Source organism: Paenibacillus sp. MER 99-2, from assembly GCF_023714095.1.
In the GTDB taxonomy this organism is placed as follows: Bacteria; Bacillota; Bacilli; order Paenibacillales; family Paenibacillaceae; genus Paenibacillus.
The window spans coordinates 647,621-661,806 of record NZ_JAMAUZ010000003.1 but is presented as its reverse complement, the minus strand read 5'-3'; the positions used below and the strand labels follow the sequence as shown (position 1 = coordinate 661,806).

Sequence of the window (14,186 nt, the reverse complement as noted above, 5' to 3'; positions counted from 1 at the left end):
AATGTCTAGTTCAATCTATAAACTCATTGTTCCATTGTATTTATATGTACCGTACAAACGCTCTCGTTTGCAACGTATCGGTTCAGCGGTTGTAGACGCTATTTGGCATCAACTCTACCAGTATACCGTTCCATACTAACGAATGAAAGGTTGCCCCGAAACACAATTTATTCTACGTATGAATTCCGGGGAGTTCTTCCGTCTTTATCTTACGCTCATCTCAGAAGCAATCTGTTCCCCAACCAACTGACCGGACAGGGTTACGATAGGTGTTCCACCACCCGGATGTGTTGTTCCGCCAACGTACCACAGTCCGCGCACATCCTTGCTCCGATTGCCTGGTCTTGCAAAGGTCTGCTTCACCGAGTTGGACGAAATGCCATAGATAGAACCTTGATGCGCAAGCGTGTCCTGTTCAATCTGCTTAGGCGTATAACGGATGAGGACGTCCGATTGTCTCAGTCCCGTGATGCCCCGCGCTTCCAGTTGATCTAACACAAACTCGCCATACCGATCCATCTGCTCATCCCAGTTCCACGCATCCGACAAGTAGGGAGCATTCACGAGAATGAACAGATTACTTGCACCTACAGGCGCTCTACTCGCTTCCGAATAACCGGAGTAACAGATGTAGATCGTTGGATCGGTTGGCATCGTACGATCACGGAAAATGTCCTTGAACTCCGGCTCGTACTGCTCTGGGAAAAATACCGTGTGGTGCAGCAATGCATCATATTGTCTGCGTACACCTGCCAATGTAACAAAACCGGAAATGGACGGCTCATATTTGGCAATACGGGCATCCGTCATTTGTTTCCGATATTTAGGTTCGACCAGCAACCGATTAACGCTAAGTACATCTCCATTGGCAACCACCTGATCTGCTTCCCGGAAGCCTTGATCCGTATCTACCCCAACCACTTGCCCATTTCGAACAACAATCTGCTGAACTTCAATCCCGGTAACGATCTGAACGCCTTTCTCCTGTGCCAGCTTCACCATACCTGCAATTAATTGATAAGTTCCACCTTCGACGCCGTAGATCCCTACATCTGCTTCAACATGTCCCATCATCGCAAAGATTGAGGGTGCCTGATAGGGCGATGATCCAACATAGGTGGCGTAACGACCAATCATCGCTAGCGTATGCGGATGCTTGAAGTAGGAGCGAAGTAGCGTATCCAGCTTAACCATTGGACGTACCCTTAACAGACTGCGCAGCATTTGCAGGTTATATTTTTCTTTGGGAGAGATCAGCAATTTACCGAGAAAATGTTGATTCGCTTCTGCATAGAGTGCAGCCGACTCATTCATAAAAGTATCATACTGGAGCGCATCTTCCGGGCTATATACCGCAATCTGCTCCTTCATCCACTGCCGATCCCGAGACAGATCCACTACCGTGCCATCTGCAAAAACATTACGTGTACGCGGCTCTAACTCATACAACCGCACATAATCCTCCATCTCAACACCTGCATGTTCAAAGACCGAACGAAATGTGGATGGCATCGTGATCGTACTTGGGCCGCGGTCAAAATGGTATCCGTCCTTCTCAATCTGCTGCAGCTTGCCTCCCGCCTGCTGTTGACGTTCCAGAATGGTCACCTGCACGCCTTGTGAAGCCAGTCGAATAGCACAGGATAAACCACCGAATCCTGCGCCGATAATAATGACGCTTCTCTTCAATTATACCGCCTGCCTTTCCATACATACCCTTTACCGGATCGTCCTGCCCGCCACGAGGCAATGCCAATCGCTATAACGCAGGCCATGCTAATCGGTTGCAGGAGTGCAAGCCACCAAGGCTGTCCCCCGGCATAGTCCGCAACTCTTTTTACCGCCATGCCAAGTACGGTTCCTACGAGCCCATACGTAAGAGCGGTCATATCACCAGTGAACACACCGAAGATTACACCGAGCGGCGGCACAAGATACATCAGCGTATACATTAACAGCGTACCCAGCAGGAGCGCATCCTTGCGCCCTAAGCCTTCATACATATTTTTCTTATACCCATTCCACACTTCCGTGCCATTCTGATACATCCGGGTTGTCGTCACGTCATGCACATCAGCCAGCGTAACAGGGTGACCTGCACGTTTTACCGCCTTGGCAAGGCTCATATCATCTACCAGATGCGCTTGAATGGCAGCATGTCCTCCGGATGCTTCATAGCTGGAACGATGGATCAGCAGGAAGGCTCCTGTAGCAGCAACGAAGAGTGGGCTGGACGACCTGCGTATCATAAAAATAGGCAGATGACTAATAATGGTGAACACCATCATCGGTACGACAAGCTTCTCCATCCATGTCTTCGTGACCTGATAAGGGAAACCCGTTACTAAGCCTCTACTTTGCTCTACGCCTGCGGCAAGGGTTTGCCGAATGGCAGTAGGCTTCAATCGTACATCCGCATCAACAAACATATACCACTGCCCCGCCGCCTCTTGCACCAGCCGGTGACAGGCATGAGATTTCCCCATCCACCCTGGAGGCAGATCAATGCCCTGTAATAGACGTACACGTGAATCCTGATTCGCTATATGCTGAATGATCTCAGCCGTATCATCTTCAGAACGATCATCAAGTACCAACACTTCCATGCGGAAGCCAGACGTATCACTCGCAAGCACACTTTCCAGACAACCTTGAATATGTAGTGTTTCATTACGTGCAGGAATCAGCACAGAGACGAGAATTTCATCGTCTGAGCGAGAACGCAGTATACGCAGTGCATCCAATGCACGGACTTTAGGCAAGCAGGATAGATTCCATATCGCAAACAGCAATTGCACACCTAATACACCAGTGAGAACGATCCAACCTATTTCAGATGCAGTCATCGCTTACGGTTCACCTGCTTCCGTGCGGCATCGTATTTTTCGCTCGTGGAAGAACGATGACGAATCAACGGCGTCGCGTCTTGCAACTGGCCTTGTGCGCTATTCATCAGTTCTGCCTTGTGATCATCTAGCTGCTGTTCTAACACCAATCGAAGTTTGGCGGCAATCTCTTCACTCTTCCAAGCATGCCAGTTTTCCAGGATCGGCAGACCTGCACGCATAGAGATTTCGGGTAAATCATGCTGCACCATGCCATGACACAGGGTCACGGGTACAGCAATCGCCTCTGGCGAGCGCCGAAGTAGCAGCCCGATTCCCGGACGGAATTGGATCGGTCTTACATCTTGATGCAGAATCTCGCCTTGCGGAAAGATCCATACCCTTTTGCCTGCGTTCAGCAGTTCTGACGTGTATTGCAGAGACTCGCGGATCGCCGACGCACTCTCCCTGTTGATCGAATAAGCCCCTAACTTACGAAAAAAAGCAAACCGCTGTAGCTGCTGTTCCTCCATCATCACGTAATGATCTCCTACCGAGGTCTGCTGCGTTGCATGATAAAGCAACAGACCATCCCACCAGGAACTGTGATTCATGAAATAGATCACGGGTCTCTTCGGCTCGACTTTCATCTCATAGCCGGGAATCCGGTGCGGATCAAGCGAGCCTGAGAGTGTAAACGAACGAAAACGCCGACGCAGCAAATAATAGTGGTTATACCGTGAGAACACGTGGTTAAACGATTTGGACTTTGCGGCGCGAATCATACAGCCAGCTCCCTTCTGCCAGAAGCACGCCAGCAAGTGCAATCACGAAGCTACCTGTAATGCCTTCCTTCAGTGCAAGCACACCGAACAGAAGGATGAACAATTGATATAACCATTTGGCACGTAGCAGTGTGCTGCGATCTCCAGGCATAGCCGGCAGGAATAACGAAAGAAAGGCGCCCATAATGAACCAGCTTACGTAGTTACTCCACGGAACGCCGTAGAATCCACCCCCAGCTCCCCAATGCCAGAATCCGCGAGCATGAGCTACCGGGTCTAGCACCAAGTCCAGCACAATCGCCCAGAATCCGGTTTTGACTGCACGAATGAGCTTGCCGGACCACGTTGAACCACCACCACTAAGGATCGCCGAGTTGCCAACAACCGCAATCCAAGCGAAGCCTAATGTCACAGGTACGCTGAATAGGTGGATGCCGAAGTAGTCCGAATACGCATACTCACCGAACGGCCACTGGGTGTGAACGCCCAGCCATTCAATGCCCATCCCGCCAAGCCATATGATGAATGAAGCCAGCCAGAGACTGGGTTCTTTCCAAATGACTGACCGGTCGGACATTCCAGTTCGGTACCGTCCCTTGTAGATTAGGTCTAGCACATATAGCGCATAGAAGATTAAGAAAAGCCCATTAGAAAAGGATAAGACATCCGGCACACCAATCGTAAGCATTAGTACAGCGCCGATTGTATACCACACCCAATATAAACCTTGAATCATTAGGAAACCGCCGTTCGGGAAGCCTGAAATGCCAGCATTGGATACCGCTTCACAATTGCACCCAGCATCTCCAGTTTCAGTTCATCGGTAACATAAGCACGTTTGGAATATACATCATATTCATTGCGCTCCACCGCATGTAAGATCGTTGAATAAAATGCAGCAGCCAGTTCAATCGCAAATGCACTATCCACCGGATAGGTATCCAGACGATCCATTCCTACACGGAACCAGTCCAGTGCAGCGACCTTCAATTCATGAACGATCGCGATCCAGCGTTCGTCAATGACTCCATTTTGCCAATCAAGCTCCGTATATCCATGCTTCTCCATTACTTCGAGCGGTACATAACGCCGTGCTCTTGCCCGATCTTCGCCCACATCGCGAATAATATTCACAATCTGCATGCCTTTGCCCAGAGCAATGCCGTTGACAGCCACTTCTGCACCATTATCATCACGCAGTACAGGCAGTAACATCTCGCCTACCGTTCCAGCAACCAGATAACAATAATGCTCCAATTCCTTCATCGTGGTGTAATGCGTCACTTCCAGATCCGTGAGCTGCCCTTCCATTTGGCGGAAAAATGGTCCTTTATCCAGATGTGGAAAGCTTGCAAATAACCATCTCAGCGCTGGCCATATGAAATGTCCTTCGGCTTCGTCCAGTTGTGTAAACAAATCACGAATCTCATGGATGGTATATGCCGATTGTTCCGGCTCATCCACGCTATCATCAATCATGCGACAGAACGCATAAATGACATACACTGCTTCACGACGTGGACTGGGAAGACCTTTAAAGGCTTGATAAAAAGAAGTTGAACCTTTCTTCATCAACTCTTCGCACCTGCTCAAAATTGCTTCGTTCATGTTCCCATCTCCTTCATGAGTTGATTTACAGCCATACGCGCACCCTGCATCACGATTGGCACTCCGCCACCTGGATGTACGGATGCTCCCGCAGCATATAGCCCCTTAATTGCAGGAAACGGCTTAGGTTGTGGTCGATATACCCCGGATTGAAACAGAACCGGCGCAATACCGAAGCTTCCACCGCCATATAGTCCATCGCGCTCTGCATCTGCTGGCGTTCTTACTTTTTTCCATTGGATCGCAGCACGCAGTCCCGAGAACCCACGTTGTTCTGCTTCTTCAAGCACACGCTCTACGAGCAACTCACCTTGCTGTGACCAGTCCACGCCTTCCGCATCCGGTACGGGAATGAGGAAATACAATACGCTCTGACCTGGAGGTGCAGCCGTCTCATCTAACGCAGCCGGGTTAAACACGTAGAATGAGGACTTATCTGGAATTCGGCGTCGGTCGAACACTTCACGTAAACTCCCATCAAGGCTTGGAGGTAAGAAAAATTGATGTGTCGTAGCATCCTCCCATTTTTTGTCTACTCCTAGATAGATTAACACACATCCAGAAGAAGGACGATACGGCTTGCGTTTTCGTGGTGCTTCAGGGATCTCTCCAAGTAAACCCGATAAGTGAGGAAAATCGCCATTATAGATTACAGCGTCCATAGGCTCGAAGCCGTTTGCAGTCTCAATGCCTTCACATTTTCCTTGGTTAATCTGGAGTCCAGTCACTTCGGTATTCAATACAACGCGTCCACCGCGCGCAATCAGTTCCTTTTCCAATATACCCGGCAGTGCCGCATAACCACCTTTGACCATCCATATTCCATATTCATGTTCCGCATAAGGCAACAACGAATAGATTCCAGGGGTACCGAACGGTGATCCACCGATATACAAGCTTTGTAGCGAATAGGCATCAAGTAATTCCTCGTGTTCAAAATAATCGCCCACAGCCTTCCGCACACTTTTGTGTGCACGCAGTCTGCCCATGAGCGACATCAGGGACGGGGTGAAGAAATCCCTTTTCCGAGGAAAATCCCGCTCTAGAAACGCTGCACGTCCTGCTGGAAACAGGGTGTCCATATCCGACATAAATCGGTTAAATCCTTTACTCTCGCCAGGGAACAGACGCTCAATCTCTTCTGCCTGAAGTGAACGGCTGGTCATTTTGGTCATGACTCGACCACTGCTGTAATGAACCCTGTACAGGGGGTCACAGCGTAACAACTCCACCTTGGAACGATCTACACCTGCTTCTTCCAAAATGCCTAATAACATCTCTGGTAGAAGCACAATCGTTGGTCCTTGATCGATCCGGTATTCTCCCTCTTGTTCGAATCCTATACGTCCACCAACACGTGAACCTCGCTCATATACCGTAACATCCCAACCTTGGCGATTCAGCAATAACGCCGACGTCAATCCTCCAATGCCTGCACCTATAATCGCCGCTCGTTTCATGAATGACCTCCGGCTTCTGCCGACTGTTGCACATAAGGAGTCGGGCGGGACTGTGTGCGTGCATCTTCTTCTTGAATGAGTCTCACGCTAATTCGTGCAGATTCAAAAATCGTAGGCAATCCGCTACCCGGATGCGTCCCACCACCAACGAGCCATACTTGTTTCAGCTCTTCGAATTGATTGTGCGGTCGCAGATACATCATTTGACCCAGATTGTGAGCCATATTAAACGTTGCTCCGTTATATACATCCAGTTCATTTGCCCAATCAAGTGGCGTAAACAGCATCGATTCTTCAATGCGACTACGAATGTCTGCCAGTTGAGGAATCGCCTCCATCCGCTTCATCATCGCTTCGCGAACATTCTCCCGTTCCTTCTCCCAATCGATGTCTCCTGTAAGGTTCGGAGTGGGCATAAGAACATAAATTGCAGATTTTCCTGCAGGAGCTAGCGTCGAATCCAGCTTAGAGGGGTTATGAATATATAGAGATGGATCAGCGGACATCACTTTGTGCTTCGTAATCTCGTCTACGTTCACTCGGTAATCGTCCGGGAAGTACACGGAATGGTGCGGCAGATCTATCTCGCCATCTACACCGAGATAGAGCATAGCTGTAGAACAGGAGTACTTCTTCCGTTTCATCTTCTCAGGTGTGTATTTCTTGAGTACACCAGGCTCAAACAGATTACTTACGGCATGTGCGAAGTCTGCATTTACAACAACATGGTCTGCTTCTATCCGTTCACCATTCTCAAGCAACACACCTTCTGCGCGACCATTGCGGACAATGACCTGGTCTACGGGGCAGGATGTATGTATTCTTCCGCCGAACTCTGTGATCACATCAGCCATCGCATGGAACACACGGTTCACACCACCAATTGGATGATACAGTCCATACTGATGCTCTATAAAAGATAGAATCGTGAATGTGCCAGGACAATCCCAGGCAGACATGCCTAAGTATTTCGATTGAAACGTAAACGCCCAACGAAGCCGCTCATCTGTAAAGTAACGTGACAAAATCCCGTAAACGGTATTGTTGATATCAAGCTTAGGAAGAGCTGTTATGGCATCCTTACGCAGATAGTCTGTCAACTTGCCAAAGGGTCTACGAAGTAATGGCATCACTTTGCCGAATTTCACTTCTTCATCCTGCATGAACCGAAGATAGTTATCTTCATTGCCAGGAAAAAGCTCCTTAATCTGTGCGGCTGTCTGCTCGCGATCCCGAGAAGGCGTGAATACTGTGTCACCAAAGTTCAGTGCATACAGCGGGTTCAGTTCCTTCATATCCACATAATCGGATAGCTTGCGTCCCACGACATCGAACATTTCCTCAAGTAATTGGGGCATCATCAGAAACGTTGCACCTCGGTCAAACTTATATTCGCCGAGTTCAAGTCTGGAAGAGCGTCCACCAATTACAGGTTGTTTCTCATAAACATCCACTTCGTATCCTTGACCGGATAACAACATGGCTGCTGCAAGCCCACCTGGGCCTGCGCCAATGACAGCGGCACGTTTACGTTGCTGATTGGGCATTAAGCCACTCACCTTTCTTCATCTCGCTACGCTATTCTTATAGCCTCTAACCTACTATTAAACCATTCAACAACTTTCGAAGCGGATAAAATGATAAACGTTATACAAATATAATACAAATATTATACGACCTTGTAAACTGTACAATCTGCACGTCCTGTTTAATACACATAACATCAAATTGAATGCAAAAAAAACACCCCTGCGCTACTGCGTACAAGGATGCTTATTATTGATTTTATTTATGCAAAATTTAAACAAATGATGCTAGTTCACAGAAATTGACTATTAGGCTATACAGTAACCTGTCCCTTACATTTCACTCTACAACGTTAATACTGTGAGCCTGGTGGCATATCAACCAAGTACTCTCGCTCTAACCAACCTTGCCATTCGGACGAATGCTCCGGCATGATCCAGTCTGGATAGGCTGCATGCTCTGAACGCTCATATCCTTTTCCTCCAAGGACAAAACGCATATGCGGAAATTCATCCTTGATTCGATTCACCAATTGGTCACAGCGCTCCATCAATCCCGGACTCGTAATGGAGAGACAGACCAGCTTGATCTTCTGCTCACGAATGATCGGAAAGATGCCCTCTTCCGGCGTATTGGCTCCGAGGTACAGCACCTCAGCTCCATTTTTACGCATAAACAGGGAAAATAGCAGTAATCCCACCTGATGATGCTCCCCTTCCGGGCACAACGCCAGAACTTTGGGTAAGTGCGGATAGATCGGGAACAGATGGAAAAACTGATAAAACCGCTGTGAAATCAGCTGGGTCATGAAATGCTCTTGCGCTACAGAGGCTCTACCCTGCTCCCAAGCATCACCAACCCGAACTAGAATGGGCACAAGTACGTGATAGAACATCGAGTCGTATCCATACATTGTAAAACCAAAATCAATCAGACCGTTGGCTCGTTCCCCCTGGAACTGATATAGGGAATCGTAAATTTGATCCGCAATCCGTTGGTACGATTCTTCCATGGTGGGCACAGGAGCCGTAACCGGGGTGGGAATGAATGGCTCGACTGGCTTGGCTTTGTTTGCCTTTAACATTCGCACCGCTTCTGAAATATTGGTCTGATGTTGCTCAACCTGCTGTTTCAACCAGCGCAGATCTTCAACATTTTCATCTGTATACAACCGATAACCCGATTCCGTTCGCTCAGGAGTGACCGCGCTGTAACGATTTTCCCAAGCTCGGAGCGTTACCGTTGGAATGTCCAGCATGGCAGCGACCTGTTTGATGGAATACACTTTAGTCCCCACTCTCTTTCTTGAAATCTCCAATAAAACACGCTCTGAAATGCTTGCCGTGGCCTTGTCCGTTTCCGCCAGGTTCACATTTCGAGAATATATGAAATTTAAAACATTCTACAAAAATAATACACTCATTATACACAACAGCTACACCCCTGTCGATTCATCAAGACAATTCAGTAACATCCTGCTTGCCTAATTTATCATCTATATTTCGCGGGATGCGTCAACCTTCAGTCGAAGGTGGTAATAGTAGTCAGTCAACATATGAAAGGGGGTCATTACTTGTTTTCTTCTCGCCATACCTCAACTAAATCCAAGGCATCCGGACGCCGCTTCCCATACATACGCATAGCTCTAGGTCTTCTTATTCTATGGCTCATCGCAGTCATGCTCTATCAGACGTATAAACCGCTACCACCAGGCATTTCCTATGAAAGTCCTGAGTATCGCACGGATCAAGTGCAGTTTCTTCATGATCTGACGTACCCTTCCGAAGATGGACTGATGGAGCATGAGCAGCAGATATTCCAGCGGATGCTTCAGGTGGTTGAAGATGCTGAACAATTCGTGCTCGTAGATATGTTTTTATTTAATGATTATCAGCATGAAGGACAACGATTCCCGCCAATCAGTGCCGAATTCACAGATGCGATGATAGCCAAAAAAAATCAGCATCCCGAAATGGACATCTGGTTTATTACCGACGAAGTAAATACAAATTACAACTCAGCGCCGAATCCGCTGCTGCAACAAATGAAACAAGCGGGAATTCACGTGGTCATCACCAATGTTGATCCACTCCGCGACTCTACACCGGTCTACTCGGCAGTCTGGCGCACCTTCTTCCAATGGTTCGGACAGTCCGGCAAAGGCTGGATTCCCAACCTGATGGCAAGTGACGGCCCAGATGTTACCTTGCGATCTTACTTAAAATTATTAAATGTAAAAGCCAATCATCGCAAAGTGGTCGTCAGTGAGAAAACAGCCATTGTTTCCTCTGGCAATATCCATGACGCGAGCGCCTATCATTCCAACATTGCCTTTGAAGTCTCTGGCCCAATAATTGAGGATATCCTTCGGTCAGAACAGGCGGTATTAGACATTTCCGGTGGTGGTACTGTGCCCGTATATTCTCCCTCTGCCAACGATTCGCCCGCTACGTCGAGCACGAACTCGAACGAGGGTGACCTGCGTATCCGCTACTTAACCGAAGGCAAAGTAAATGATGCAACCTTGCATGAGATTAACGCAGCCGAAAAGGGTGACGTGTTATGGATGGGCATGTTCTACATCGCTTCACCTAAAGTGATTGATGCGTTGCTCGCAGCAGCAGAACGCGGAACAGAGATTCGGCTTGTACTTGATCCAAACGAAAATGCGTTTGGTCAGGAGAAGATCGGCATTCCGAATCGTCCTGTAGCTGCCGAGTTACATGATAAGTCAGACGGGAAGATCCAGATTCGCTGGTATAACACAACCAAGGAACAGTATCACACCAAGATGATGTACATCGCCAAAGCAAACGGTGATCACATTGTCCTTGGCGGGTCGACCAATTTTACACCTCGGAATATGAATGATTACAATTTGGAAAACGACCTTTGGGTCGCCGCTCCTGCGGATAACGAATTCACTCAAAATATTGCGAAATATTTTGACCGTATATGGAATAATGATGATGCCGAATTCACATTAAATCTCGATGAGTTCCAGGAGAAAACAACGTTCTTGAAAGGAATATTGTATAAGCTTCAACTCATCTTGGGCTTTACGACCTTTTGAACCCTTTACAAAGCGATTTTCTGTGGTTCTCCGCTCTGGTGTAAATGTTAGTCTAATTTCATATAACTATAACTTAACCGCCTGTGCTGATTGTGCAGGCGGTTTCGTATCTTGACACGGGATGTGAAATGTGAAAATATTATTACCTAACGCCCGTTAGGAAGGTGATGTTATGACTGCACATTCGATTCGGGATGCCGCACTTTTTCATTTTGCTAGAGATGGATATGAAGGAGCCTCACTGAGAGCCATCGCAGATGAAGTCGGGATTAAGAAGCCATCGATATATGCACATTTTAGTAATAAGGACGACTTGTTTTTGCACACCCTGGCCTTCGCATTCCAGGAGGTACGGCGGCACACACTCGAATATTTCCGTGACCATGCGGATATACCACTAGAGCAACGGCTGAAGGGTTTACTATTCTGGTTTGAGGAAGAGTACCACGCCCATGCATCCGCACGTTTTATGCTGCGCAATTGTTACTATCCACCACTGAATTTATACAGCGAAGTAATGGATCTTGTGTATCCGTTTCTAGATGGCATGGAACGTATATTGATCCGGCTATTCGAGCGTGCGATACGCCACGGAGAACTACCGTCTGTTCCAGCCGAACAAGTAGCGATTGCGTTTATGACGTTCCTGGACGGCATTACGGTGGAGATTATTTATGGAAGCTCACGTCGATACAAACGACGCCTTGAAGCGTCCTGGCCTGTTTTTTGGCATGGCATACATCATTTGAACGAAGGAGCACGAGCTATCGTGCTGGAAGGAGATTCACCATCATGAACCGCAACTGGTTATATGTTTTTATCGGAGGAATTATAGAAATTGTATGGGTAAGTGGGTTAAAGCACGCTTCTACTGCATTAGAATGGGCACTAACGGGGATCGCCATCGTGATTAGTTTTGGACTCATCATCGCCGCTTCCAAAAGACTGCCTGTTGGTACCGTATACGCCGTCTTCACGGGAATTGGTACAGCAGGTACCGTCCTAACCGAAATGGTGTTATTCGGCGAGGAGTTCCGCCTTGCTAAAATATTGCTGATCGGCTTACTGCTCTGTGGTGTTATTGGATTGAAACTTGTCACAGACCAGCAATCCGCGAAAGAAGGTGCGGCATAATGGCATGGTTAGCAATCGTCGGTGCAGGTATCTGTGAAATTTTTGGCGTTATCGGTATTAATGGAGCTTCCTCCAAAAAAGGCTGGCCTTATATCGTACTGATGTTGGTTTCATTTGTATTCAGCTTCTCTCTTCTGTCCTACGCAATGACCTCTATCCCTATGGGCACAGCTTATGCTGTGTGGACAGGAATCGGAACGGTAGGCAGCACACTGACAGGCATGTTCCTGTTCGGTGAACGCAAAGAAGCGAAGCGACTCCTATTTATTGCGATGATTCTGGTCGCAGCGGTTGGTTTGAAATTAATTACGTAACGTATGCAGCAAGATCAAGCAATATCGTAATGATAAACGATAATAATGCTGATACGACGGTAGACAAATTTATATTTCACGTAAAAAATCAGGCGACTTCATCAGGAAGTCGTCTGTTTGAGATATGATGGAAGTAGAGGACGTCAATGACATAAACTCATTTACTCATTTTACATAACGATTCGAACGAATGATTTTATTTTTGTATGGAAAAGAGGTTGACGGATATGAAGAAAATATGGAGACGTCTTGGCGCATTCACAGGGTACACCTTCCTCATCCTATTAGCTGCGTTCTTCCTGTTCTCCCTCGTAGCGGTGATCCTGCTCGCTATTTATGATTTTCAGCGTGGAATGTGACCTCACTAGGTAAGTATTCTCCTCTCTTTTTTCCAATTCCCTTCCATTTGAATTCGACCTCCCAGATCGTTTATACTTGTTTTGACCTTGAAGTCAATCTGAGAACTCACAAGTTCCATAACGAGGTGAATGTATCGTTAATGAACCCTATCCATGAAATGAATGAAAAGAAAAAGCTCATTATTACCACAGCTCTCAAACTGTTCTCAGCCAAAGGCAGTGCCGCAACGTCTATGCAGGAGATTGCTGAACTGTGCGGAATGTCGAAGGGCAGTCTCTACCTCATGTTCAAATCCAAGGAGGAATTAGAGTCCAGCACATTGGAATACTGCATGTTCACTCTCATTGATGAAATGACTCAGATTGAACAAGAAGCTGGCCTCACTTCAAGAGAACGTCTGCACAAGCAGATTGAGACACTTCTCATCCATGTATCTGAGCTGAGGGAATTTTTGCGTGTACAGCTACGCAGCATGATGATGGACGATGAGCAGAAGCACCGTGACCAATGCAACCCGCAGCATAGAGAACTGGAGGTACGCATCTTACATTGGTTCAAGGATAAGCTTGAGGCCATGTATGGACCCGAGATTGAACCTTATACCATTGATTTGATGCTGCTTACGCAAGGTCTGTTTCTCTCCTACGTCAAAATATGGTTCACCGAAATGCCGTCCCTCACCGTTGCCAAAATGGCTTCCAACTTGCTGCGGACGATGGATTACGCAGCACAAGGACTTTTGCAGAACAAGCCTGCGCCCTTAATTATGTTAGACCACTGGCCAGCATGGACGCGTGAATTCAATGCAGATTCTACCGTCATGCGGCATCCGGTTCACATTATCAAACAGATGCAGGATATCATCACTTCTGATCTGCAACCAGGACAATTACGAACCGATGCGCTGGAGACCATCGCCATTCTAAAACGAGAGATGATGGAATTCACGCCAAGGCGCGCGATTATCCTGGGTATGATGCACAATCTGAATCACATTCCTGCCATTCAGCCATTGCACTCCGAGCTTCAGCATATTATGGATGCCATGTATAGCCGGTTTATCCAAGCTGACTCGTCAAACCAATAAAAAAACAGGGAGA

Annotated in this window: 14 protein-coding genes; 6 read left to right on the top strand and 8 right to left on the bottom strand. The window is 47.5% G+C overall.

Annotated features, from left to right (window positions below; genetic code table 11):
• Positions 1-204: 204 nt before the first annotated feature.
• The 8 genes from M3636_RS17840 to M3636_RS17805 all read right to left on the bottom strand — a co-directional run bounded on the left by M3636_RS17840 (position 205) and on the right by M3636_RS17805 (position 9,502).
• Positions 205-1,689: a phytoene desaturase family protein gene (locus M3636_RS17840; RefSeq protein WP_251383414.1), complete on the bottom strand. Its 1,485-nt coding sequence runs from the start codon at positions 1,687-1,689 to the stop codon at positions 205-207.
• Entirely contained in the window at positions 1,686-2,846 is a 1,161-nt protein-coding gene (locus M3636_RS17835; protein WP_251383413.1) for a glycosyltransferase family 2 protein, read from the bottom strand. Before M3636_RS17835 ends, M3636_RS17840 begins: the two co-directional genes overlap by 4 nt.
• Positions 2,843-3,610, bottom strand: a complete 768-nt coding sequence (locus tag M3636_RS17830) for a lysophospholipid acyltransferase family protein (protein ID WP_251383412.1) — start codon at positions 3,608-3,610, stop codon at positions 2,843-2,845. The genes M3636_RS17835 and M3636_RS17830 overlap by 4 nt, the downstream gene beginning before the upstream one ends.
• Positions 3,579-4,346, bottom strand: a complete 768-nt coding sequence (locus M3636_RS17825) for a carotenoid biosynthesis protein (RefSeq protein ID WP_128103817.1) — start codon at positions 4,344-4,346, stop codon at positions 3,579-3,581. The genes M3636_RS17830 and M3636_RS17825 overlap by 32 nt, the downstream gene beginning before the upstream one ends.
• Complete coding sequence (locus tag M3636_RS17820) at positions 4,346-5,218, bottom strand: phytoene/squalene synthase family protein (RefSeq protein ID WP_056702151.1); 873 nt, start codon at positions 5,216-5,218, stop codon at positions 4,346-4,348. The genes M3636_RS17825 and M3636_RS17820 overlap by 1 nt, the downstream gene beginning before the upstream one ends.
• The gene (locus M3636_RS17815) at positions 5,215-6,678 is read right to left on the bottom strand and encodes a phytoene desaturase family protein (RefSeq protein ID WP_251383411.1); all 1,464 of its coding nucleotides are present in this window, start codon (positions 6,676-6,678) and stop codon (positions 5,215-5,217) included. Before M3636_RS17815 ends, M3636_RS17820 begins: the two co-directional genes overlap by 4 nt.
• The gene (locus M3636_RS17810) at positions 6,675-8,225 is read right to left on the bottom strand and encodes a phytoene desaturase family protein (protein ID WP_251383410.1); all 1,551 of its coding nucleotides are present in this window, start codon (positions 8,223-8,225) and stop codon (positions 6,675-6,677) included. The genes M3636_RS17815 and M3636_RS17810 overlap by 4 nt, the downstream gene beginning before the upstream one ends.
• A gap of 332 nt (positions 8,226-8,557) precedes the next feature.
• Positions 8,558-9,502, bottom strand: coding sequence for a MerR family transcriptional regulator (locus M3636_RS17805; RefSeq protein ID WP_251383409.1), 945 nt, complete (start codon positions 9,500-9,502; stop codon positions 8,558-8,560).
• Positions 9,503-9,760: 258 nt separating this feature from the next.
• Here M3636_RS17805 and M3636_RS17800 point away from each other — a divergent pair, with 258 nt between their 5' ends.
• The 6 genes from M3636_RS17800 (at position 9,761) to M3636_RS17780 (ending at position 14,173) form a co-directional block, all read left to right on the top strand.
• Entirely contained in the window at positions 9,761-11,278 is a 1,518-nt protein-coding gene (locus M3636_RS17800) for a phospholipase D family protein (RefSeq protein WP_483311524.1), read from the top strand.
• Positions 11,279-11,450: 172 nt separating this feature from the next.
• Positions 11,451-12,074 (top strand): TetR/AcrR family transcriptional regulator, encoded by a 624-nt coding sequence (locus M3636_RS17795; protein ID WP_251383408.1) that lies wholly within the window; start codon positions 11,451-11,453, stop codon positions 12,072-12,074.
• Positions 12,071-12,412, top strand: coding sequence for a DMT family transporter (locus tag M3636_RS17790; protein ID WP_145407004.1), 342 nt, complete (start codon positions 12,071-12,073; stop codon positions 12,410-12,412). The genes M3636_RS17795 and M3636_RS17790 overlap by 4 nt, the downstream gene beginning before the upstream one ends.
• Positions 12,412-12,726 carry a DMT family transporter gene (locus M3636_RS17785; RefSeq protein WP_056702138.1) on the top strand — a complete coding sequence of 105 codons (315 nt, stop codon included), beginning with the start codon at positions 12,412-12,414 and terminating at the stop codon, positions 12,724-12,726. The genes M3636_RS17790 and M3636_RS17785 overlap by 1 nt, the downstream gene beginning before the upstream one ends.
• A 227-nt stretch (positions 12,727-12,953) precedes the next feature.
• The gene (locus M3636_RS29585; RefSeq protein WP_285858998.1) at positions 12,954-13,085 is read left to right on the top strand and encodes a hypothetical protein; all 132 of its coding nucleotides are present in this window, start codon (positions 12,954-12,956) and stop codon (positions 13,083-13,085) included.
• Positions 13,086-13,225: 140 nt separating this feature from the next.
• Positions 13,226-14,173, top strand: coding sequence for a TetR/AcrR family transcriptional regulator (locus M3636_RS17780; RefSeq protein WP_251383407.1), 948 nt, complete (start codon positions 13,226-13,228; stop codon positions 14,171-14,173).
• Positions 14,174-14,186 lie beyond the last annotated feature (13 nt).

Bases quoted from the DNA above. Each gene is read 5' to 3' on its own strand.
- M3636_RS17825 (WP_128103817.1), bottom strand. From the start codon at position 4,346: ATGATTCAAGGTTTATATTGGGTGTGGTATACAATCGGCGCTGTACTA.
- M3636_RS29585 (WP_285858998.1), top strand. From the start codon at position 12,954: ATGAAGAAAATATGGAGACGTCTTGGCGCATTCACAGGGTACACCTTC.
- M3636_RS17800 (WP_483311524.1), top strand. From the start codon at position 9,761: ATGAAAGGGGGTCATTACTTGTTTTCTTCTCGCCATACCTCAACTAAA.
- M3636_RS17830 (WP_251383412.1), bottom strand. From the start codon at position 3,610: ATGATTCGCGCCGCAAAGTCCAAATCGTTTAACCACGTGTTCTCACGG.
- M3636_RS17815 (WP_251383411.1), bottom strand. From the start codon at position 6,678: ATGAAACGAGCGGCGATTATAGGTGCAGGCATTGGAGGATTGACGTCG.
- M3636_RS17780 (WP_251383407.1), top strand. From the start codon at position 13,226: ATGAACCCTATCCATGAAATGAATGAAAAGAAAAAGCTCATTATTACC.
- M3636_RS17835 (WP_251383413.1), bottom strand. From the start codon at position 2,846: ATGACTGCATCTGAAATAGGTTGGATCGTTCTCACTGGTGTATTAGGT.
- M3636_RS17795 (WP_251383408.1), top strand. From the start codon at position 11,451: ATGACTGCACATTCGATTCGGGATGCCGCACTTTTTCATTTTGCTAGA.
- M3636_RS17790 (WP_145407004.1), top strand. From the start codon at position 12,071: ATGAACCGCAACTGGTTATATGTTTTTATCGGAGGAATTATAGAAATT.
- M3636_RS17810 (WP_251383410.1), bottom strand. From the start codon at position 8,225: ATGCCCAATCAGCAACGTAAACGTGCCGCTGTCATTGGCGCAGGCCCA.
- M3636_RS17820 (WP_056702151.1), bottom strand. From the start codon at position 5,218: ATGAACGAAGCAATTTTGAGCAGGTGCGAAGAGTTGATGAAGAAAGGT.
- M3636_RS17785 (WP_056702138.1), top strand. From the start codon at position 12,412: ATGGCATGGTTAGCAATCGTCGGTGCAGGTATCTGTGAAATTTTTGGC.